Here is a 19662-nt window from a genome sequence, read left to right as displayed (position 1 = left end):
TCGTCCCCGACAACGACGGCGTCGTGGCGATGCCGATTCCCAGCGAACCCTCCAGCCATGCCAGCCGGCTGAGCATCAGCCTGGAGCCCCTCCGGCCCGGCGGGGATCAACCCCTCGGGCCCCGCGTGCTCACCAGCATCTGATCCGGCCCGTGCGCGACACCCACGCCTTCCCCGCCCTCCACCGCCACAGCCTCACCTGCCTGCAGGTGAATCTGGGCTACCGCTGCAACCAGAGCTGCAGCCACTGCCACGTCAATGCCGGGCCGACCCGCACGGAGAGCATGGACCCGGCCACCCTGGCACTGATCCCGGCCGTGCTACAGGCCCGGGGGATCGGCACCCTGGATCTCACCGGGGGCGCCCCGGAACTCCACCCACGGTTCCGGGAGGTGGTCCGCCAGGCCCGCCGGCTGGGGGTGACGGTGATCGACCGCTGCAACCTGACCATCCTGAGTGAACCCGGCCAGGAGGATCTGGCGGACTTCCTGGCCAGGGAGGGGGTCGCGGTGGTGGCCTCGCTGCCCTGCTACTCCGCCGGCAATGTCGATCGGCAGCGGGGCTACGGGGTGTTCGAGCGCAGCATCGCCGGCCTGCGGCAGCTCAACGCCCTCGGCTACGGGGAGCCGGATACGGGCCTGACGCTCAACCTGGTGTACAACCCCCAGGGACCGAGCCTGCCGCCGCCGCAGCAGAAGCTCGAGGCGGACTACCGGCGGATCCTCGCCCAGGACTTCGGCATCCGCTTCAACCACCTCTTCGCCCTGGCCAACATGCCGATACAGCGCTTTGCCGCCGTGCTGCAGGCCAGCGGGCAGCTCGAGGGCTACCTGGATCTGCTGCGGAGCCATCACCGCGACGCCAACCTCGAGCAGGTGATGTGTCGCTCGTTGATCAGCGTGGACTGGCAGGGCCAGCTGTTCGACTGCGACTTCAACCAGATGCTCGACCTGCCCGCCGCCGGCCGCACCCGTCAGCGCCCCCACCTGCGTGACCTGCTGGAGCACGACCCCTGCAGCGATCCGATCGCGGTGGGGGCGCACTGCTTCGGCTGCACGGCCGGGAGCGGTTCCAGCTGCAGCGGTGCCCTCGGCTGAGCCAAGCTCGGGCCTGCCCTCCACCCCCACGCCACCCCCCTCGCGAAGCCATGCGCACCAGCAGCGACCAGACCGTCACGGACAACGTGCGCACCTACTACGGATCCGTGCTGAACAGCAGCGCCGATCTCCGCACCAGCGCCTGCTGCGATGCCAGTGCCGTACCGCAATCCCTGAGGCCGTTGCTGAGCCGTATCCATCCGGAGGTGCTCTCCCGCTACTACGGCTGCGGCCTGGTGATGCCGCCCCTGCTGGAGGGGCGCCGGGTGCTGGACCTCGGCTGCGGCAGCGGCCGCGACGTCTACCTGCTGGCCCAGCTGGTGGGACCCGACGGCACGGTGGTGGGGGTCGACATGACGGCCGAGCAGCTCGCCGTGGCCGAAGCCCACCGCCACTTCCATGCCGAGCAGTTCGGCTACGCCAACGTGAAGTTCCTCGAGGGAAGGATCGAGGAACTCCAGGCGCTGGATCTGGAGCCCGCCAGCTTCGATGTGGTGATCTCCAACTGCGTGGTGAACCTCTCCACCAACAAGCGGGCGGTGCTGGAGGGGGTTCACCGGCTGCTGCGGCCGGGCGGGGAGTTCTACTTCGCCGATGTCTACGCCGATCGACGCGTTCCCGAGGATCTGCGCCGCGACCCCGTGCTCTACGGCGAATGCCTGGGCGGAGCGCTCTACTGGAATGATTTCCTGCGGCTGGCCCGCCAGGCTGGCTTCCCGGATCCCCGGCTGGTGGAGGACCGACCGCTCGCCATCACCGATCCCGACCTGGCGGCCCGCACCGGGACGCTGGGCTTCCACTCCGCCACCTACCGCCTGTTCCGCATCGACGCCCTCGAGGATGCCTGCGAGGACCATGGCCAGGCCGTGATCTACCGGGGCACGATCGCCGGCCACCCCCACCTGCTGCCGTTCGACAAGCACCACGCCATCGAGACGGGCCGGGTGTTTCAGGTGTGCGGCAACACCTTCCGCATGCTGGCCGAGAGCCGCCTGGCCCCGCACTTCGCGTTCATCGGCGACTTCAGCCGGCACTACGGCCTGTTCCCGGGCTGCGGCGGGGTGATGCCCTTCTCGCCAGGGGCAGAGCAGCGAGGGCAGGACCGCCAAGGCATCGAGGCCAGCAGCAGCTGCTGCTGAGCCATCCGGCCGAGGGCGCTGACAGGGCTCAGGCTTGCGAAGGAGCGTTCAAGGGCAGCGCATCGAGCTTGGCGGCAAGCACCACATCAGCTCGGGTCACCCCTCCGGCCTTGTGGGTGAACACTTCAATCCCCACATAGCCCCATCCAACCCGGAAATCCGCATGGTGACCCTGCTCCTCGCAGACGGCGCCAGCGCTGTTGAGCCAGCTCAGGGCCGAGGCGAAATCCGGGAACTCCAGCTCCTTGCTGAGGTGGTGGCCCTCCACGAGGCGCCATCCCGGAAGTTCAGGGAGCAGTTCATCCAGCTCCTCCATCTCCAGGGTGGGACCGCCATCGCGACAGGGAATGCAGGTTTCGTCAACCAGAGCCATCGCCGCCACCTCCTCCAACACATCCTTGGACCCATGACCATGACGCCAGCGGTGACGACCGCGGGTGACGACCACGTCAAGCTGGCCACTCCCACCATGAGCCTCGGGGACTGCAAAGCAGCAGAGCGAATCGACCTTGAGAAGATTCGTCATCCGGGGCAGCTTTCAGGCCCGGCCATCAAGGTTTGTTCATGCCCGAAGCGCAGACGCGGCAGACAGATCCAATAGCTTTTCACAACTCAACAATCCGAAACCCCCGGGCAACATCCTGTGAGCCACCGGACAGCCTGCGCCCTGCACACCTAAGCTGGTGGAAGGAAGGAACAAGCGGCTCAGCCGAGCAAAACAGGCCCAGCCAACAGGCCGAGCAAGAGCAACAAGCCACACGCCGAAGCATCGAGAGAGCGGCCGAGAGCAGCATAGAAATCAGCAGAAAAGACTGTTCTTATCGGTAGGCACCGAAAGCAAATCAGTACCAAAAGTCCATCAGCACCGAAAGCACCTAAGCGACGCCAGCACTTCGGCACCAAAAGCAAGATCCCACGAGCGTCTCGAGAGACATTCAGCCATGAACGCACATTCCCGCTACAACCTTCGCTCCACCTTGACCTATGGAGACATCTATGGGCAGATTCTGATCTGGTTGCTCGTGATTTTTCTCAGCCTCGCTTCAGGTCTTGCCCTGATGGGAGCCTCGCACCTCTACGCGGGGATGGCGGTTGTTGGGTTCATCTTTGTCTTTTCCTTGCCATTCATCCTGTTCGCCTTCACGACGACGCTGCTGAATCACGTCTCCCTCGACGAAGTCAGCACATACGACGTGGCCGCCCATCCATTGACCTTCGCACCAGAACGGGATGCCGATGCCCCACCCGACCTGGGAAACACAACCCCTTGGCCTGGACTTGTGCCTGGACTGATCTAAGCGGTCGCCCGAACGCCAGGGCCTAGGGACCGGGGCCGCGCAGAAGCCCCCTCAGCGGCTCGGTCGGGGGGCAGCAGCGCCTGCAGCCCATCACGGAACACCTGCTCGGGCATACCTCCGATGACCTCCCCAAGGATCGAGAAATCCCCACTCGGCTCATCCACCAGCAGGTAGGTGGGCAGCGCCAGGGACTGCTTGTAGGGAAAGCGTGTCAGCAGGATCTTTCGGTAGCGCCTGTAGACCTCTGGATTCCTGAGATCTACATCCACAAAGCTGAGCCCAAGATCTCCCGCAACCTTGGCGTCAAACGCACTCATGGAGCGACAAACAGAACAATCATGGGTGCTGTACTTGAGAAGAAAAAGCTGTTCCATCACACGCAACGCAACAACAACACGACGACTGTGCGCCCATCAAGGCGCGACGACGGGGCACGACTGGGCGAGACGCCCCTACGACAACCCTGGAGCAGCCAGGGCCAGTACGACCAGACGCCTGAATCAACCCTGCCTTTCTTCTACCTTAGCGAGCGTGCTGAGGCCTCCTGAGCAACTCCAAGTTTGTTGACCTCGCTCAACAAGTCGCCATCTCACGACGACGTGATCAGAGCGTGGGAGGGTTGCCTTGGGGACCTCAAACCCTCCAGGGATAGGCTCCATGGGACGGCTGAGCCAACCCCTTCTGGGTGAACCCTCCAGCTGCCGCGAGCCATCCCTCAGCCTGGCCAGGCTTGCTGGACAGCGCGTCCTGCCAGGGACCCTGAAGGGGGGGCAGGGCCGTCGACGCCTTGGAGAAGCAATCCATGGGTCGCCTGAGATTCGAACTCAGGACCAATCGGTTAAAAGCCGAGTGCTCTACCGCTGAGCTAGCGACCCGCGCCCGCTGGGCACCCAAGGAAGGTATCACCCCGGGGCGACCTCCTCCAAGAGAGAGTCAGGGGCCTGGAGAATGGCCCCACTGGAGCCTTCTGCGATGGCCACCTTTCCCTGGCCCGATCCCCAGATCCATCCCGATGCCTGGGTCGCGCCGACGGCGGTGGTGATCGGCGATGTGCAGCTGGCGGCCGGGGCCAGCCTCTGGCCCACGGCCGTGGCCCGCGGTGATGTCTGCCCGATCCTGATCGGTGCGGGCAGCAATGTGCAGGACGGCGCCGTGCTGCATGGCGATCCCGGCCAGCCTGTCCGCATCGGCGCGGACGTGACCATCGGCCATCGGGCGGTCGTCCATGGCGCCACCCTCGAGGACGGGTGCCTGATCGGCATCGGGGCGGTGGTGCTGAACGGCGTGACGGTGGGGGCTGGCGCACTCGTCGCCGCGGGGGCCGTCGTGACCCGGGATGTCCCGCCGGGAGCCCTGGTCATGGGAACCCCCGCCCAGGTCCGGCGGGACCTCACCCCGGAGGCCATCGCCGCGCAGCGTCTGCATGCCCAGCGCTACCGCCAGCTGGCCATGGCCCATGCCGGCCGAAGCCCGCAGAGCGCCTGGGAGGAGTCTGGGGATCTCCCGTGATCTGACGAGGCGGCCTGACAAGGCGGCCTGACAAGACGGTCTGACAAGGCGACCTAACGAAACGAATCAGACGGGCCATCCCGGGGCACCAGCGTCCGGGGCAGTCCTTAAGATCGCCCCACTTCCTCTTGCCCTCCCATGGACGCACGGCTGGTGCTGGTTGCCGCTCCGATCCTGCTTGCCGCCGCCTGGGCCGTGTTCCACATCGGCCGGGCTGCCGTGGGGCAGCTGCAGCTGATGATCAAGCGCGCCCGCGCCTGAGCCCCTGCCCTTGTCTCCCGTCGATCTCCAGGCCGTTCGCCCCAGCCCGAGTCCACGGGCCGCGGGGGGCCAGGAGATCCTGGTCATCGGTGCGGGGCTGGCCGGCACAGAGGCCGCCTGGCAGATCGCCGCGTGCGGCGTGCCGGTGCGCCTGGTGGAGATGCGGCCCCTGCGCCGCTCTCCGGCCCACCACAGCCCCGAATTTGCGGAACTGGTCTGCAGCAACAGTTTCGGTGCCCTCTCCAGTGACCGGGCCGCCGGGCTGCTGCAGACCGAGCTGCGGCAGCTGGGGTCGGTGGTGATCGCCACGGCCGACCAACACGCCGTGCCGGCCGGTGGGGCCCTCGCCGTGGACCGCGGCCGCTACAGCGCCGCTCTCACCGCGGCTCTCGAGCAGCACCCCCTGGTGACCGTGGAGCGGCGCGAGCAGACCACCCTGCCCGGCCCCGGCCAGATCGCCGTGCTCGCCACCGGCCCCCTCACCAGCGAGCCCCTGGCGGAGCAGCTGCGGGCCTTCACCGGCCGCGCCGACTGCCACTTCTTCGACGCCGCCAGCCCGATCGTGGAGGGCGAGAGCATCGATCTGGGCCTCGCCTTCCGCGCCTCCCGCTACGACAAGGGCGACGCCGACTACATCAACTGCCCGATGGATCGCGAGCAGTACCTCGCCTTCCGCGAGGCGCTGCTGACGGCCGAACAGGCCGAGCTCAAGGATTTCGAGCAGGAACACGCCAGCTTCTTCGAGGGCTGCCTGCCGATCGAGGAGCTGGCCCGCCGCGGCGAGGACACGATGCGCTACGGCCCGCTCAAGCCAATCGGCCTCTGGGATCCCCGCTGGGGTGATGTGAACGACCGCGAGGTGCGCCGGGCCCGCAGGGCCTACGCCGTGGTGCAGCTCCGGCAGGAGGACAGGGACGGCCGGCTCTGGAACCTGGTGGGGTTCCAGACCAACCTCCGATGGGGCGAACAGAAGCGGGTGCTGCGCCTGATTCCCGGGCTGGAGAACGCCGAATTCGTGCGCTTCGGGGTGATGCACCGCAACACCTTCCTGGAGGCGCCCCAGCTGCTCGATCCCACCCTGCAGTTCCGGCTGCGGCCCAGCCTGCTGGCGGCGGGCCAGATCACCGGCACCGAGGGCTACGCCGCGGCCGTGGCCGGCGGCTGGCTGGCGGGCACCAACGCCGCCCGGCTGGCCCTGGGGCTGGAGCCCCTCGCCCTGCCCCCCACCACGATGATGGGCGCCCTCACCCACTTCATCGCCGAGGCTCCCAGCGACCGATTCCAGCCCATGCCGCCGAATTTCGGCCTGCTGCCGGAGCTGCCGGAACGGATCCGGGACAAACGGCGGCGGTACGGGGCCTACCGCGACCGGGCCCTGGCGGACCTCGCCCTCTGGCGGGAGCGTCACCAGCTCGCCACCTCCTTGAAGACCTGATCGATCGAGGGGCCCATGCAGAACCTCTTCGTGATGGCCCCCGAAGTGCGGGCGGCCTTCGAGAACGTGCGCAGGGTGGAGAGCTACCGGCTGGAGGGCCGGCTCGAGCCCCGCGATGTGGATGTGTTCTGGCTGCGCTTCGAGCGCTATTTCGACGATCTCTACGACGCCCTCACCCTGCTGTACGGCGAGCGGGAGGACGCCCTGGAGCAGTTCGGCCAGCTGTTCGGCCGCATGGTGGCGGCCTATGCCGAACGCCCGGACGATCTGAAGATTCTCGATCTGGAGCGCCAGTTCACCCCCCACTGGTTCCAGCGCAGCCACATGGTGGGCTACACCTGCTACACCGACCGTTTTGCCGCAGACCTCTCAGGCGTACGGCAGAAGATCGCCTACCTGGAGGACCTGGGGGTGACCTATCTGCACCTCATGCCCCTGCTGCAACCGCGCGCCGGTTCCAACGATGGAGGCTATGCGGTGCAGGACTTCCGCCGGGTTCGCCCCGATCTCGGCAGCCTGGACGATCTGGCCGCTCTGGCCAGGGATCTGCGCCAGCGGGGCATCAGCCTCTGCCTGGATCTGGTGCTGAACCATGTGGCCCGCGAACACGCCTGGGCGCAGCGGGCGGTGGAGGGGGATCCCCGCTATCTCAACTACTTCCACACCTTCCCCGACCGCACACTGCCGGAGGCCTACGAGGCCAGCCTGCCGCAGATCTTTCCGGACGATGCGCCGGGAAACTTCAGCTGGATTCCCGGCATGGCCGGGGCGGGGCGCTGGGTCTGGACCACGTTCCACAGCTTTCAGTGGGACCTGAATTACACCAATCCCGAGGTGTTGCTCGAGATGGTGGAGATCATGTTCTTCCTGGCCAATCTCGGAGCGGATGTGCTGCGGCTGGATGCGGCGCCGTTCCTGTGGAAGCGGATGGGCACCAACTGCCAGAACCAGCCGGAGGTGTTCCAGCTGATCCAGGCCTTCCGCGCCATCCTGCGGGTGGTGGCTCCCGGCGTGATCCTCAAGGCCGAGGCGATCGTGCCGCCGGACGCGCTGATCCGCTATCTGGGTGTGAAGAGCACGGTGGAGAAACAGTGTGAGCTGGCCTACAACAACCAGCGCATGGTGCTGCTCTGGAGTGCGCTGGCGACCCGGCGGGTCGAGCTGATCACCCATGTGATGCACCAGGCGCCCCAGCTGCTGATCGGCTGCGCACCGGTGAACTATCTGCGCAACCATGACGACATCGGCTGGGCGATGACCGATGGCGCCCTGGCGGCCGTCGGCGAGACCCCCCACCTGCACCGGCGCTTCCTCTGCGACTTCTTCACCGGCGCCTTTCCAGGCTCCTACGCCCGCGGTGCCCTCTTCCAGGCCGACCCCAGCAGCGGCGATGCCCGGGTGACCGGCACCACCGCCTCCCTGGCCGGGCTGGAGACGGCCCTGGAGCAGGGCGATGCGGAGGCGATCGATCGGGCGATCCGGCGCATCCTGCTGCTGCACGCCCTGATCCTGGGGGCGGGCGGCATCCCGGTGCTGCAGATGGGCGACGAGCTGGGCCTGTGCAACGACACGGCCTACCTGCAGGATCCTGCCCGGGCCGGCGACAGCCGCTGGCTGAACCGCCCTGCCATGGACTGGCACAGGGCCAGCGAGCGCCACGACCCCGCCACGGTGACGGGTCGGATCTTCCTGGGCCTGCGCCATCTGATCCAGACGCGCAAGGGCACCTCTCTGCTGCACGGTTTCGGCCTGTTCCAGCCCCTGTGGACGCACAACTCCCATGTGCTCGGTTACGCCCGCCGCCGCCCGGAGGGCACCGTGCTGGTGCTCGCCAACTTCGATGAGGGGCCCCAGTCGATCCCGGCCGAGATGGGCCGCTACGCCGGCCTGGCCGGGGAGCTGCACAACCTTCTGCAGGGCGGGCAGCCACCACCGCTGCAGGCCGGAAGGCTGGAACTCGAGCCCCTGGAATGCCAGTGGCTCGTCAACGGCGAGGCCCCCTGAGCCCCTTAGCGTCACTGCACCTCCAGCCCTCCCCGGTGACCCTCACGCCTCCACCGTCCGCTCCTTCAGCCCCAGCCCCCGCCTCGCTCTCCCCCAGCGGCGGGACCCGGGCGGACTGGGATGTGGTCGTGATCGGTGCCGGCATCGGGGGTCTGGTGACGGCCAGCCAGCTGGCCGCCAAGGGGGCGAAGGTGCTGGTGCTGGAGCGCTACCTGATCCCGGGGGGCAGCGGCGGGAGCTTCCACCGGAAGGGCTACACCTTCGATGTGGGCGCCTCGATGATCTTCGGCTTCGGTGAGAAGGGCCACACCAACCTGCTCACCCGTGCCCTGGCCGACGTCGGCGAACACTGCGACACCATCCCGGATCCCGCCCAGCTGGCCTACCACCTGCCCGGCGGCCTCGAGGTGGCGGTGGACCGCGATTACGAACGGTTCATCGCCGATCTCACCGCCCTGTTCCCCCATGAGGCGCAGGGGATCCGCGCCTTCTACGAGGCCTGCTGGCAGGTGTTTCGCTGCCTCGATGCCATGCCGCTGCTGTCGCTGGAGGATCCGGCCTACCTGGCCAAGGTGTTCTTCAGGGCGCCGCTGGCCTGCCTGGGCCTGGCCCGCTGGCTGCCGGTGAACGTGGGGGCGGTGGCGCGCCAGTACATCCGGGATGCGCAGCTGCTCAGGTTCATTGACATGGAGTGCTTCTGCTGGTCGGTGATGCCGGCCGATCGCACCCCGATGATCAACGCCGGCATGGTGTTCTCCGACCGCCACGCCGGCGGCATCAACTACCCCCGTGGCGGGGTCGGTGTGATCGCCGAGAAGCTGGTGGCGGGCCTGCGCCGCCATGGGGGGGCGATCCGCTACAGGGCCCGGGTGACCCGGGTGCTGATCGAGCAGGGCCGGGCGGTGGGCGTGGAGCTGGCCGATGGGGAGCGGATCGGTGCCCGGCGGGTGGTGAGCAATGCCACCCGCTGGGACACGTTCGCCGGAGAGGACTCACCCCGCTCCACCCTGGTGGAGGCCGCCCACACCCCGGCGGCGGAAGCCACCTGGCGGCGGCGCTACCGGCCGTCGTCCTCCTTCCTCTCGCTGCACCTCGGCATCGACGCGGCAGTGGTACCCGAGGGCTTCCACTGCCATCACCTGCTGCTGGAGCGCTGGGAGGAGATGGAGGCCGAACAGGGCGTGGTGTTCGTGTCGATGCCGACCCTGCTGGACCCCTGCCTGGCCCCCGAGGGGCGCCACATCCTCCACACCTTCACCCCCAGCGCGATCGAGGCCTGGCTCGATCTGAGCCCCAGCCAGTACGCCGCCAAGAAAGAGGCCGATGCGGCGCGCCTGATCCAGCGGCTGGAAACGATCCTGCCCGGCCTGCAGGGGGCGATCCACCACCGCGAGATCGGCACCCCCCGCACCCACCGCCGTTTCCTGGGGCGCAGCGGCGGCAGCTACGGCCCCATACCGGCCCTCCGCCTGCCCGGGCTGCTGCCGATGCCCTTCAACCGCACCGGCCTGGCGGGCCTCTACTGCGTGGGCGATTCCTGCTTCCCCGGCCAGGGACTGAACGCGGTGGCCTTCAGCGGCTTCGCCTGCGCCCATCGCATCGGCGCGGACCTCGGCCTCAACCCCTGGGCACTGCCGGCCTGAGTCGACCGTCCGCCACGACCGGCGGGATGGCCTGCATAGGGTGGATCCCGTCGCCACGTGCGGATGGCCAGCGCCTCACCCACCCCGCCCCAGCCCAGCGCCGAGGAGCTGGCCCGCTTCCTGGAGCAGCGGGGTGAGCTGGGCAAGCCCTGGATGCTCCACCTGCTGCGACTCACCAAGCTCAAGGAAGCCCGCGATGACCTGGCTCCCGATGAGTATCTGGCCCGCCTGAAGGAGGCGCACGCCGATCTGATGCGGCTGGGTGAGTTCTGGAAAGGGCGGGAGCAAGAGGTCTTCACCGGCCGCTACCAGCCCACCCAGCTCCTGGAGCCCCTGCCGGGCTCCGACGACGACCGATGAACCCATCGGGCGATCGGGACGCCGTCGCGTGCCATCCGATGGCGCCCCTGATCCGCTTCACCCTGCTGGGTCTGTACCTGGCCCTGGTGGCTCCCCTGCCCGTGCTGGCCCCCCCAGGAGCAGCCACCCTGGGCCTTACGGTGGCCCTGCTGCTGGGACTGGTGCCCATCGTGGCCCTCACCAGCGAACGGGTCGAACTTGACGGCCACGGCATCCGGGTGGGCCATCCCCCCTGGTGCGCCTGGATGCTCCGCCGCGGCTGGCAGATGCCCTGGGCGTCCATCAGCGGCCTCACCCCCGTGACCACAAGCCAGGGAGGCCGGGTGTACTACGTGCGCAGCCGCGATGGATCCGCCTGGCTGCTGCCCCAGCGGGTGGCACGCTTCGAGGCGTATCTGGCCCGTTTCAGCGAGGCGAGCGGTCTCGACACCCGTGCCGTGGGACGGATCAGTCCTCCCTGGACCTACCGGCTGCTGGCCGGCCTGACCGCCGCCATGCTGGCAGCCGAACTGATCACGGCATGGCTGGGTCCTGCAGCCCCTGGCTCCCTGAGCTGAGCGGGTCCCTCAGCCGGCCGGTCGAGGACGAGCAGATTCCGTGGCGATTCAGGCGACCGAATTGATCGACTGCAGATCAGGGCCCACGGACACGTCCTGCTCGGGGAGGGTCTCCAGACTGAAGCGGTAGCCCTGCTGGCGGACGGTCTCGATGCCGCCGCCCTCCCCCAGACCGGCCTGCTCGAGCTTGCGGCGCAGGGTGAGGACCTGGGTGTCGACCGAGCGGGGACCACCACTGAACGGTGGCCAGGCCATGCGGAGCAACTCCTGGCGGCTGCGCACCACACCGGGAGGCATCAGGAGCGCGCAGAGCAGGGCGAACTCCCGGGGGCTCAGCTCCACCGGCTGATCGCGGAGGGTGACCTGACGCAGCAGCAGGTGCACCTCCAGCGGGCCCACACACACCCGTTCCTGCAGCCCGCTGGAGCTCCGCCGCAAGAGGGTGCGGCAGCGGGCGGCGAGCTCCTCCAGCCCGAAGGGCTTGCGGAGGACGTCGTCGGCGCCGGCATCCAGAAGGGTGACCACCGGCTCCGAACCGGTGCGGGCCGTGAGCACCATCACCGGGCAGCGCAGCTGGGTGGCCAGGCGCAGGGCACTGCTCTCGTCCAGCAGCTCGGCGCTGATCAGCAGGTCGGGCGACTGGTCCCGGCAGACATCGAGGGCTTCGGTGGCCGTTGCCACCGCCGCCGCCATGTGGCCATCCTGACGCAGGCGCTGGGCGAGAACGGTGCGCAGGGTGGCATGGGGATCAACCACCAGCACGCGCTTGGCCGGATCAGCAGAATTCAGCGGCGTGGGAGGCGGTTGGGCAGGCACCTTCGGGTGGGTCGTGAACCCCGGGTGTGCCTAACCTAACGGTCCCGTCGAGGTCTGACGGGTATCAGCTGATGCCTTGGGGACCCGGCAGCCACCGCACCGGCCGCCTTCGCCCCGTTCAGGGCGGGTCACCGGATCCGTGAGGATCGGTCCTCCCTCCGACGGCAGGGTAGGCAGGATGGCCACAATGGTCCCAGGGTCAGCCCGCACCATGACCGCGCTCCAGCATCCCGACGCCATCCGCCACTTCCAGTCGCTGTGTGACGCCTGCCAGGAGCTGGCGCACCGCTACCACGGTCCTGCGGATCTGCGGCTCTATGCCGACGGCTATCTGCATGCCCTGCGGCGAACGGCCGTGCTCGATCCCATCGCCCAGCGGAGGCTCGAAGAACTGGTGGATCGCTGGATCCAGGACCCCTCGAGTTTCATCGGGCCGGATGGGGATCCGCGCAGCCTCTACGAATCCGGTTTCGAAACCGGACGCCACTGAGGCGTGGCCCCCCTCGGCCGGGCCGGGGGGACTGAACGGTCCGGCGAGGGCCCTTACGACAGGGCCGGGCTGAGATCAGCTGGCCAGGGCAACCGCCAGCTGTTCCCGCAGCTCTCCGGAGTTGTACATCTCGATCAGGATGTCGGATCCGCCGATGAATTCCCCGTTGAGATACACCTGGGGGATCGTGGGCCACTCGGAGTAGTCCTTGATGCCCTGACGAATCTCGCCATCCGAGAGCACGTCGAAGGTTTCAAACGAGACCCCCAGGGCATTGAGGATCTGGACCACGTTGTTGGAGAAGCCGCACTGGGGCATCAGCTTGGTGCCCTTCATGAAGACGAAGACGGGGCTGCTGGCGATCAGCGTCTCGATCCGTTGCTTGACGGAAGCATCCATGGAATCAGCTGGGGGTTGAAGTTTGCAGAGCCAGGGCGTGGATCGCCTCACTGGCCAGTTCCTGCCGCAGGGCGCCGTAGACGAGCTGATGCTGACGAATGCGGGTCAGACCGGCAAAGGCGCTGGAGACCACCGTGACCTGCAGGTGATCGCCGCCGCCGGTGAGGTCCTCGACGTCGATCGCGGCATCCGGCATGGCGCGCTGGATGGCGGCCTTGACCTGCTCAGGTTGCACCATCGGGGTGGGGACAGGACCGCGGAAATCTAGGGGGTCGAACTAACGGGCGGCTGGTGCGGCCTGGCCGGCGGTGTAGGGCGTCGTGGCGAACCCGATCTCCACGAGCATCTGGTAGGCCTTGCGGCCCTCCTCCGTGGCGGGCGTCATCACCTTGACCACCTCGACAAGCAACGGCACGGCCACCTCGGGCTGGCTCTGGCGACGGAACACGGCCGCCAGCCGCAGGTTGGCCTGGGCCAGGAGCTCGAGGGCTTCACGCCCCTTCTGATCCATCTCCCGCGGAATGCGGGCATCAAGGCCGCGGAAGGAACCGCTCAGGTCCCGGTAGAAGCTGAGCAGCCGGCGGGTGTAGTCCCGCGCCTGGTCGTAGAGGCGACGCGCCTCGGTCAGGTTGCCGCTCGCCGCGGCGGCGTCCCCCTGGGCCAGCAGGTTGCGGGCCGCCTGGAGGTTCATCGGGTTCTGGGCGGATGCCAGCGACCGCTCCGGTTCCTGCTGGGCCAGCACCGGAAGGCCCACCCCCGGAGCCAGACAGGCCGCCAGGGCAAGAGCGGTTCCGCACAGACGGCGGGTGGACCTACGCACAGCGGATGGGAAGAATGTCGGCAGACTCTAGGGGGCTCGATCCTCGGGCTCCAGCCCGATCGCCGCGGCGGCCCGGCGCTCCAGCACGGCCATGGAGGCCGCGAGCTGGTGGGTGAAGGCCACGGCGGCGTTCCGACCCTCGCCGTGGATCCACATCGGCTGCCCGAAGTGGATGGCCGCCCGGTCGCAGGGTCGTGGTCGGGGATGGCCGTAGGCGATGCCGACCGGCACCACCGGCACGGGCACGCCCCTGCCGGCCCCCATCAGGGCGAGGCGAGCCAGCCCCTGATGCAGGCGGATGACCTCCCCCTCCCGGCGGATGCGGCCCTCCGGGAACACCACCAGCTGCTGGCCCGCCTCCAGCAGTTCCACGGCGTAGCGCAGGCTCGCCAGCGAAGGACGCAGCTGGTCGACGGCAAAACAGCCCAGCCGCTGCAGCAGCCACCCCTGGAGCCCACGCATCTCGTCGATGGTGACCATGAAGCGGCAGTCCCGACCTGTCACGCGGCGCCCGGCCGCGTGGGGAAGCAGCAGGGCATCCCAGCGGGCCTTGTGGGTGGGGGCGAGCAGCACCGGGCCCTCCCGGGGGATGTGGGAACGACCGGCCACCGCGATGCTGCGGAACCAGAGGGGGAGGGCCAGATCCTGGGTGGTGACCATGGCCAGGGGAGCCAGCCATGGACTGATGCCACGGCAGACCATCTGCTCCCGGCCCCTGGCCACGCCCACCGTCTGGGCCATCCGCGCCGATCGCTCCCAGCTCAACGTCATGGCCCGAACGCTAAGGACTGGGTCTGCCTCCAAGCGCAGCGGGCGGGCAGTTGGCCGTGCGGCCGTCCCGGGTCCGCTCCATAGGATCGCCGCGGCCCCTCCTCGCCGCCATGGCCAGCCTCGGCGTCAACATCGACCACATCGCCAACGTGCGCGAGGCCCGTCGCACCGTCGAACCTGACCCGGTCACCTACGCCCTGCTGGCCGAGCTGGGCGGGGCCGATGGCATCACGGTGCATCTGCGCGAAGACCGCCGCCACATTCAGGACCGTGATGTCGAGCTGCTGCGCCAGACCGTCCGCTCGCGCCTGAACCTGGAGATGGCCGCCACGCCCGAGATGGAGGCGATCGCCCTGCGCGTTCGCCCCGACATGGTGACGCTGGTGCCGGAGAAACGGCAGGAGGTCACCACCGAGGGCGGTCTCGATGTGGCCGCCCAGCTCGAGGTGCTGGGGGGGCTGGTCGGCCGCCTGCAGCAGGCCGGCATCGGCGTCAGCCTGTTCGTCGACGCCGAGGCGCGGCAGCTGGAAGCCAGCCACGCCAGCGGAGCCCGCTGGGTGGAGCTGCACACCGGCACCTATGCGGAGGCCGGCTGGGCGGAGCAGCCCCGGGAACTCGCCCGACTCTGCGAGGGAAGCTTCATCGCCCGCAGCCTGGGGCTGCGGGTGAACGCCGGCCATGGGCTCACCTACCAGAACGTCGAGCCCGTGGCGGCGATCGAGGGGATGGAGGAGCTCAACATCGGCCACACGATCGTGGCCCGGGCCCTGGCCGTGGGGCTGGAGCAGGCCGTGCGGGAGATGAAGGCGCTGGTTCAGAATCCCCGCCGGGACCCCCTGTTCGGCAGCCTGCAGCCATGAGCACCTACCACTTCGTTGCCGCCAGCGAGGCTTTCCTCACCGTGGAGGAGCCCCTGGAGGAAGTGCTGCGGGAGCGGGTGCGCAATTACGGGGAACAGGGCAAGGCCATCGATTTCTGGCTGGTCCGCAGACCCGCTTTTCTCGAAGCCCCCGAACTCGCCGCCACCACCGCGACGGTGCCCCGCCCGGCCGCGGCGGTGGTCTCCAGCGACGAGAAATTCATCACCTTCCTGAAGCTTCGGCTGGAGTTCGTGCTGAAGGGCCAGTTCGAAAGTCCCAGCGCCACCATCGGCGATCCCCTGGCCAGCCTGGCCTGAGCAGCCTTCAGCCTCGCCAGGTCCCGGCCAATCCGAGCCCATCCCAAGGGTTCGATCAGAACGGTGGGTCGATCAGAACGGTGGCGCGATCAGAACGGTGGGTCGATCAGAACAGGCCGAGAAATCGCTTGCGCGGAGCTTCAGAAGGTGGTTCAGACGGCTGGGATTCGGCTGAACGGGGGCGGCCCTGGCCCCCGTCCTGCTGGTAACGGGGCTTGTTGTCGCCGATCGTGACCAGGGCTTCCTTGTTCTTCCACCACACCCAGTCGCGGATGGGCGGCGTGTCCCTCAGCTGTTGACGGGTGAGTCCCAGGCCCAGCTTGGCGGAGGCATCCAGGAGCACATCGAGCATGGCCTCGCCATCGGAGCAGCGGGCCAGGGCCTCGTTGGTGCGCTTGGCACCGTTGAGGGCCTTGACCAGCGCATTGACCCGCTGCACGACGGGCAACGACTGCAGATCCATGACCCAGGACTCCCGGCTGCCGCGAACCGTACCAGCGCTGTCCGGCTGGCTGACGGCGTCGATGGCGGGAAACCGAGGGCTGACAACCGGCGGGATTCCAGGCAACACTGGTCCTAACGCAACGGACCGATGACGTCCCCCACCGTCCCCTCCCGGCACTGGGTCATCGGGGACGTTCACGGCTGTGCCGACGCCCTTCAGCGGCTGATTCAGAGCCTGCCGCCGACCGATCGGCTCGTGCTCTGCGGTGATGTGATCAACCGCGGTCCCCAGATCGAACACACCATGGAGCTGGCCTGGTCCCTGGTGACCAGCGGCAGGGGGGTCTGGCTCCAGGGCAACCATGAGGCCAATCTGGTGGCGGCGCTGCGGCGCGGCGACTGGATGGCCCAGCAGGCCCTCGCCGGCTGTGACACCTACCGCCAGCTGGGCGATCGCCGCTGCCGTCTCTGGCTCGACCGCCTGGCCGCGCTGCCCCTCACCTACGGCGGGCCCGGCTGGGTCGCCACCCATGCGGGCTTCGACCCCGACACCTGGGAACCCTCCCTCACGGTGCGAAAACCCTTCTGGGAGGCCTATGACGGCCGCTACGGCGAGGTGATCATCGCCCACACACCGGACAAGGTCGTGCGGCGCAAGGCCAGGGGCCGCATCGTGATGATCGACACCGGCGCCTGCTATGGGGGCACCCTCTCGGCCTACTGCCCCGAGACCGGCTCGACCCGGGAAGTCTCAGGAATGTCCAGCAGGTTCAGCCTGTCCTCCATCACCTCCAGGCCCGCTGCCGCCAAGGACCGCTCGGCTGCAGCGACCCTGGCCGGCCGGGCCCCAGCCCTCCGCGCCGGGCTCCAGGCCTGCGCCAGCTAGCCCACGGCCTTGCTCACCGTCTTCCGCAGCAACCGGGCCGAAACCCTGGCCGCCATCCTGGCCGCCCAGTTGCGCCTCCATCCCCCGGCCCCGTTCGAGACGGTGCAGGTGGTGGTCAACACCTGGCCCACCAGCCGCTGGCTGGGCGAGCAGCTGGCCGAAGGCCTGGGGGGGATCGCCGCCAACATCCGCTACCCCTTCCCGGGCAGCCAGCTCCGCCGGATCGTCCAGACGGTGCTGGGCGAGGAGGGTGGAGCCCCCGACCCCTGGCGGGCCATCGATCTGGTCTGGCCGGTGCTGGAACTCCTCCCCCACCTGGTGCGGGAGCCGGCAGCGGCTCCGCTGCGCCACTGGCTCGAGCGGCGCGACGGCGGCGGCCACACCCTCGAGCGGGCCCAGTGGCAGCTGGCCCGCTCCATCGCCGACGCGCTCGACGACTACGCCCTCTACAGACCCGAGCTGCTGGCGAGCTGGTGGGCCGGGGAGGACGACGGCAGCGACTGGCAGGCCCTGCTGGTGCGATGGCTGCGGCAGCGGCTGACCGTCAGCCCCTTCGGGCTGCGGGTGGTGGAGGCCATCGCCCGGCTCCGGGACGACCCGGCACCGATCGCCGGGCTGCCCGGCTGCCTGCGGCTGTTCGGGCTCAGCAGCCTGGCCCCCGTCCAGGTGGGGCTGCTCCAGGCCATCAGCGGCCGCCTGCCGGTGGATCTCTACCTGCTCACCCCCTGCCCCGACCTCTGGCAGCGCTGCAGCCAGCGCCGCGCCGCCCTCTCCGACGCCGTGGCCCTGAACCAGCCCCTCGCGGGCGACTGGCTGGTGGAGGCCCCTGGCCTGGAGGCCCGCTTCGGCCGTCTGGGGGCGGAGTTCCAGCAGCTGCTGGAGGGCACCGGCGCGTGCCAGCTCGGCAGCGCGACCGAGAGGGATGGGTTCGTCGATCCCCTCGCCCTCTCCGCCCTGGAGGAGGGGCGGGCGGAGCCGTTCCCCCTGCTGCTGCAGCTGCAACGACAGCTGGCGGAACCGGAGACGGCACAGCCGCTGCAACGGGCGGCGGGGGACAGCTCCCTCGAGTTTCACGCCTGCCCTGGCCGGCTCCGCCAGGTGCAGATCGTGCGCGATCGCCTGCTGCAGCTCCTGCACGCCAACCCCGACCTCCAGCCCAGGGACGTGCTGGTGATGACTCCCCAGGTCGATCTCTTCGCCCCCCTGGTGGCGTCGGTCTTCGGGGATACGGAGGCGACCGGGGTGGCGCTGGACTGGCGCCTCACCGACCGCAGCCAGCAGAGCCAGGCGGGTCTCGGCCGCAGCCTGCTCACCCTGCTCCAGCAGGCGGGGGAACGGCTGACCGCCAGCTCCCTCGAGACCCTGCTGGAGAGCGGTCCCCTGCGCCAGCGGTTCCAGCTCAGCCCGGAGGAGGTGGCCGAGCTGCACCGTGTCCTGCAGCAGGTGGGATTCCGCTGGGGGATCGATGGCGACGCACGGGGCGGGGAAGCCAGCGGCAGCCTCAGCTGGGCGATCGACCGGCTGCTGCTGGGTCTGGTGTTGCCGGATGCCCCCGGGCTCGCGCCGGGGGAGACGGCCCCGTTTGCCGGCCACCAGGGCCTCGAGCTGCTGGGGCGGTGGCTCCACCTGCTCACCCGGCTGCGGCACTGGCTGCGCGAGCTGCGCCACCCGCGCCGCAGCCCGGCCTGGGCGGAGACCCTGCAGGCTGCGATCGAGGATCTCTTCGCTGACGGGGGGGATCAGGCCTGGGAGCTCCCGCCCCTGCTGGCCGCCATCGATGACTGGCAGCAGGTGGCCGGCGGTTGCGAGCTGCCGGTGGCCGCCCCGGTGGTGGCCGCGGTGCTGGAGGAGCGGCTCGCCGCCGACGCCGGACGGTTCGGCCACCGCAGCGGCGCCCTGACGATCAGCGCCCTGGAGCCGATGCGGGCGATCCCGCACAGGGTGATCGTGCTGATGGGCCTCGATGCCGGCTGCTTCCCGCGGCGACGCCAGCGGCCGGGCTTCCACCAGCTCGAACAGCAGCGCCGGCTGGGAGACCCCAGCGCCGCCGACCAGGACCGCTACGTGCTGCTGGAGGCCCTCCTCTCGGCACGGGATCACCTCCTGGTGACCTGGAACTGCCGCGATGAGCGCAAGGGAGAGGAGCTCTGGCCCGCCGCGCCGGTGAGCCAGTGGATCAGCTGGCTGGAGGGAAAGCTGGGCGGCAAAGTCAACGTCCCCGACCTGGTCGTGCACCACCCGGCCAACCCCCTCGATCGACGCAACTTCCTGGCCACGGCGGGCCGGCCACCGGCCAGCTGCGACCGGCGCCTGCTCCAGGCACGGCGGCTTCTGGAGCAGCCCCTCCCACCGGAAGCCCCCCGCGCACTGGCCGCAACCCCATCGCCGGCAGCGGCGACAGCGGAGCGGGAGGCGGAGCGGGAGGCGGGAACCTTCGCCGATCTGCGCCACTGGGTGATCCAGCCCCAGGCCTGCTGGTTGCGGTCCCTGGGCCTGCAGCCGAACGAATGGGCCGACGCCACCGCAGACCTCGACCCCGCCGAGCTGGACGAGCGGC

The 19662-nt window shown here is 69.2% G+C and carries 23 protein-coding genes and 1 tRNA gene; 15 read left to right on the top strand and 9 right to left on the bottom strand.

Annotation, left to right across the window (positions count from 1 at the left end):
* Positions 1-151 precede the first annotated feature (151 nt).
* Together arsS and ACLNEE_RS15530 are read left to right on the top strand one after the other, a co-directional pair.
* The gene (gene arsS / locus ACLNEE_RS15535) at positions 152-1096 is read left to right on the top strand and encodes an arsenosugar biosynthesis radical SAM (seleno)protein ArsS (protein ID WP_411422023.1); all 945 of its coding nucleotides are present in this window, start codon (positions 152-154) and stop codon (positions 1094-1096) included.
* A 50-nt stretch (positions 1097-1146) separates the two neighbouring features.
* Positions 1147-2235, top strand: coding sequence for a methyltransferase domain-containing protein (locus ACLNEE_RS15530; protein WP_411422022.1), 1089 nt, complete (start codon positions 1147-1149; stop codon positions 2233-2235).
* Between the two features lie 28 nt (positions 2236-2263).
* On the opposite strand, the gene ACLNEE_RS15525 is transcribed toward ACLNEE_RS15530, so the two are convergent.
* Positions 2264-2761, bottom strand: a complete 498-nt coding sequence (locus ACLNEE_RS15525) for a 4a-hydroxytetrahydrobiopterin dehydratase (RefSeq protein WP_411422021.1) — start codon at positions 2759-2761, stop codon at positions 2264-2266.
* 415 nt (positions 2762-3176) lie between these two features.
* On the opposite strand from ACLNEE_RS15525, the gene ACLNEE_RS15520 reads away from it, so the two are divergent.
* Positions 3177-3533 carry a hypothetical protein gene (locus ACLNEE_RS15520; protein ID WP_411422020.1) on the top strand — a complete coding sequence of 119 codons (357 nt, stop codon included), beginning with the start codon at positions 3177-3179 and terminating at the stop codon, positions 3531-3533.
* Here the strand turns inward: ACLNEE_RS15520 and ACLNEE_RS15515 are convergent.
* Together ACLNEE_RS15515 and ACLNEE_RS15510 are read right to left on the bottom strand one after the other, a co-directional pair.
* A complete protein-coding gene (locus ACLNEE_RS15515) occupies positions 3530-3907 on the bottom strand; it encodes a thioredoxin family protein (protein ID WP_411422019.1) in 378 nt (125 codons plus the stop codon). The two genes, ACLNEE_RS15520 and ACLNEE_RS15515, sit on opposite strands and share 4 nt — an antisense overlap.
* Positions 3908-4336: 429 nt before the next feature.
* Positions 4337-4408, bottom strand: a tRNA-Lys gene (locus ACLNEE_RS15510).
* A gap of 97 nt (positions 4409-4505) precedes the next feature.
* Here ACLNEE_RS15510 and ACLNEE_RS15505 point away from each other — a divergent pair.
* The 7 genes from ACLNEE_RS15505 to ACLNEE_RS15475 all read left to right on the top strand — a co-directional run bounded on the left by ACLNEE_RS15505 (position 4506) and on the right by ACLNEE_RS15475 (position 11302).
* Complete coding sequence (locus tag ACLNEE_RS15505) at positions 4506-5042, top strand: gamma carbonic anhydrase family protein (RefSeq protein WP_412007309.1); 537 nt, start codon at positions 4506-4508, stop codon at positions 5040-5042.
* A gap of 138 nt (positions 5043-5180) precedes the next feature.
* A complete protein-coding gene (locus tag ACLNEE_RS15500; protein ID WP_006910263.1) occupies positions 5181-5303 on the top strand; it encodes a photosystem II protein Y in 123 nt (40 codons plus the stop codon).
* Positions 5304-5379: 76 nt separating this feature from the next.
* Positions 5380-6738, top strand: a complete 1359-nt coding sequence (trmFO, locus tag ACLNEE_RS15495) for an FADH(2)-oxidizing methylenetetrahydrofolate--tRNA-(uracil(54)-C(5))-methyltransferase TrmFO (RefSeq protein WP_411422076.1) — start codon at positions 5380-5382, stop codon at positions 6736-6738.
* Positions 6739-6753: 15 nt separating this feature from the next.
* On the top strand, positions 6754-8742 hold the full coding sequence (locus tag ACLNEE_RS15490; RefSeq protein ID WP_412007308.1) for an alpha-amylase family protein: 1989 nt from the start codon (positions 6754-6756) through the stop codon (positions 8740-8742).
* A 122-nt stretch (positions 8743-8864) separates the two neighbouring features.
* Positions 8865-10385, top strand: coding sequence for a carotenoid isomerase (crtH, locus tag ACLNEE_RS15485; RefSeq protein WP_412007310.1), 1521 nt, complete (start codon positions 8865-8867; stop codon positions 10383-10385).
* Positions 10386-10448: 63 nt separating this feature from the next.
* A complete protein-coding gene (locus tag ACLNEE_RS15480; protein ID WP_411422015.1) occupies positions 10449-10745 on the top strand; it encodes a hypothetical protein in 297 nt (98 codons plus the stop codon).
* A 38-nt stretch (positions 10746-10783) separates the two neighbouring features.
* Positions 10784-11302: a hypothetical protein gene (locus ACLNEE_RS15475; protein WP_412007307.1), complete on the top strand. Its 519-nt coding sequence runs from the start codon at positions 10784-10786 to the stop codon at positions 11300-11302.
* Between the two features lie 48 nt (positions 11303-11350).
* On the opposite strand, the gene ACLNEE_RS15470 is transcribed toward ACLNEE_RS15475, so the two are convergent.
* Positions 11351-12064 (bottom strand): response regulator transcription factor, encoded by a 714-nt coding sequence (locus tag ACLNEE_RS15470; protein ID WP_412007306.1) that lies wholly within the window; start codon positions 12062-12064, stop codon positions 11351-11353.
* A 265-nt stretch (positions 12065-12329) separates the two neighbouring features.
* On the opposite strand from ACLNEE_RS15470, the gene ACLNEE_RS15465 reads away from it, so the two are divergent.
* A complete protein-coding gene (locus ACLNEE_RS15465) occupies positions 12330-12608 on the top strand; it encodes a DUF6761 family protein (protein WP_412007305.1) in 279 nt (92 codons plus the stop codon).
* 75 nt (positions 12609-12683) lie between these two features.
* Here ACLNEE_RS15465 and grxD read toward each other — a convergent pair whose 3' ends face one another.
* The 4 genes from grxD to ACLNEE_RS15445 are packed head-to-tail and all read right to left on the bottom strand — an operon-like array spanning position 12684 to position 14598.
* Positions 12684-13007, bottom strand: coding sequence for a Grx4 family monothiol glutaredoxin (grxD, locus tag ACLNEE_RS15460; protein ID WP_411422011.1), 324 nt, complete (start codon positions 13005-13007; stop codon positions 12684-12686).
* Positions 13008-13011: 4 nt separating this feature from the next.
* The gene (locus ACLNEE_RS15455) at positions 13012-13245 is read right to left on the bottom strand and encodes a BolA family protein (protein ID WP_411422010.1); all 234 of its coding nucleotides are present in this window, start codon (positions 13243-13245) and stop codon (positions 13012-13014) included.
* A 39-nt stretch (positions 13246-13284) separates the two neighbouring features.
* Positions 13285-13827: a hypothetical protein gene (locus tag ACLNEE_RS15450; protein WP_411422009.1), complete on the bottom strand. Its 543-nt coding sequence runs from the start codon at positions 13825-13827 to the stop codon at positions 13285-13287.
* 27 nt (positions 13828-13854) lie between these two features.
* Positions 13855-14598, bottom strand: a complete 744-nt coding sequence (locus tag ACLNEE_RS15445) for a lysophospholipid acyltransferase family protein (RefSeq protein WP_411422008.1) — start codon at positions 14596-14598, stop codon at positions 13855-13857.
* A 110-nt stretch (positions 14599-14708) separates the two neighbouring features.
* Between ACLNEE_RS15445 and ACLNEE_RS15440 the strand changes: the two genes are divergently transcribed.
* Positions 14709-15458: a pyridoxine 5'-phosphate synthase gene (locus tag ACLNEE_RS15440; protein ID WP_411422007.1), complete on the top strand. Its 750-nt coding sequence runs from the start codon at positions 14709-14711 to the stop codon at positions 15456-15458.
* Positions 15455-15775 (top strand): MgPME-cyclase complex family protein, encoded by a 321-nt coding sequence (locus ACLNEE_RS15435; protein WP_411422006.1) that lies wholly within the window; start codon positions 15455-15457, stop codon positions 15773-15775. Before ACLNEE_RS15440 ends, ACLNEE_RS15435 begins: the two co-directional genes overlap by 4 nt.
* Before the next feature lie 106 nt (positions 15776-15881).
* Here the strand turns inward: ACLNEE_RS15435 and ACLNEE_RS15430 are convergent, their stop codons facing one another.
* Positions 15882-16238: a hypothetical protein gene (locus tag ACLNEE_RS15430; RefSeq protein WP_412007304.1), complete on the bottom strand. Its 357-nt coding sequence runs from the start codon at positions 16236-16238 to the stop codon at positions 15882-15884.
* A 129-nt stretch (positions 16239-16367) separates the two neighbouring features.
* Here ACLNEE_RS15430 and ACLNEE_RS15425 point away from each other — a divergent pair, with 129 nt between their 5' ends.
* Both ACLNEE_RS15425 and ACLNEE_RS15420 read left to right on the top strand, forming a co-directional pair.
* Positions 16368-17105 (top strand): metallophosphoesterase, encoded by a 738-nt coding sequence (locus ACLNEE_RS15425; protein WP_411422004.1) that lies wholly within the window; start codon positions 16368-16370, stop codon positions 17103-17105.
* A 9-nt stretch (positions 17106-17114) separates the two neighbouring features.
* Positions 17115-19662: exodeoxyribonuclease V subunit gamma (locus ACLNEE_RS15420; protein ID WP_412007303.1), on the top strand; the 2548-nt coding region annotated here is incomplete at its 3' end.

Source organism: Aphanothece stagnina RSMan2012 (genome assembly GCF_046764815.1).
In the GTDB taxonomy this organism is placed as follows: Bacteria; Cyanobacteriota; Cyanobacteriia; order PCC-6307; family Cyanobiaceae; genus NIES-981.
The sequence above is the reverse complement of the archived record's forward strand: the minus strand, read 5'-3'. Positions and strand labels throughout refer to the sequence as shown.

Excerpts from the sequence above, each read along its gene's own strand:
- ACLNEE_RS15430 (WP_412007304.1), bottom strand. The coding sequence starts at position 16,238 with ATGGATCTGCAGTCGTTGCCCGTCGTGCAGCGGGTCAATGCGCTGGTC.
- grxD (WP_411422011.1), bottom strand. The coding sequence starts at position 13,007 with ATGGATGCTTCCGTCAAGCAACGGATCGAGACGCTGATCGCCAGCAGC.
- ACLNEE_RS15445 (WP_411422008.1), bottom strand. The coding sequence starts at position 14,598 with ATGACGTTGAGCTGGGAGCGATCGGCGCGGATGGCCCAGACGGTGGGC.
- ACLNEE_RS15455 (WP_411422010.1), bottom strand. The coding sequence starts at position 13,245 with ATGGTGCAACCTGAGCAGGTCAAGGCCGCCATCCAGCGCGCCATGCCG.
- ACLNEE_RS15435 (WP_411422006.1), top strand. The coding sequence starts at position 15,455 with ATGAGCACCTACCACTTCGTTGCCGCCAGCGAGGCTTTCCTCACCGTG.
- ACLNEE_RS15515 (WP_411422019.1), bottom strand. The coding sequence starts at position 3,907 with ATGGAACAGCTTTTTCTTCTCAAGTACAGCACCCATGATTGTTCTGTT.
- ACLNEE_RS15500 (WP_006910263.1), top strand. The coding sequence starts at position 5,181 with ATGGACGCACGGCTGGTGCTGGTTGCCGCTCCGATCCTGCTTGCCGCC.
- ACLNEE_RS15505 (WP_412007309.1), top strand. The coding sequence starts at position 4,506 with ATGGCCACCTTTCCCTGGCCCGATCCCCAGATCCATCCCGATGCCTGG.
- ACLNEE_RS15520 (WP_411422020.1), top strand. The coding sequence starts at position 3,177 with ATGAACGCACATTCCCGCTACAACCTTCGCTCCACCTTGACCTATGGA.
- ACLNEE_RS15475 (WP_412007307.1), top strand. The coding sequence starts at position 10,784 with ATGGCGCCCCTGATCCGCTTCACCCTGCTGGGTCTGTACCTGGCCCTG.
- ACLNEE_RS15440 (WP_411422007.1), top strand. The coding sequence starts at position 14,709 with ATGGCCAGCCTCGGCGTCAACATCGACCACATCGCCAACGTGCGCGAG.
- ACLNEE_RS15530 (WP_411422022.1), top strand. The coding sequence starts at position 1,147 with ATGCGCACCAGCAGCGACCAGACCGTCACGGACAACGTGCGCACCTAC.
- ACLNEE_RS15490 (WP_412007308.1), top strand. The coding sequence starts at position 6,754 with ATGCAGAACCTCTTCGTGATGGCCCCCGAAGTGCGGGCGGCCTTCGAG.
- ACLNEE_RS15465 (WP_412007305.1), top strand. The coding sequence starts at position 12,330 with ATGACCGCGCTCCAGCATCCCGACGCCATCCGCCACTTCCAGTCGCTG.
- ACLNEE_RS15425 (WP_411422004.1), top strand. The coding sequence starts at position 16,368 with ATGACGTCCCCCACCGTCCCCTCCCGGCACTGGGTCATCGGGGACGTT.
- ACLNEE_RS15525 (WP_411422021.1), bottom strand. The coding sequence starts at position 2,761 with ATGACGAATCTTCTCAAGGTCGATTCGCTCTGCTGCTTTGCAGTCCCC.
- ACLNEE_RS15480 (WP_411422015.1), top strand. The coding sequence starts at position 10,449 with ATGGCCAGCGCCTCACCCACCCCGCCCCAGCCCAGCGCCGAGGAGCTG.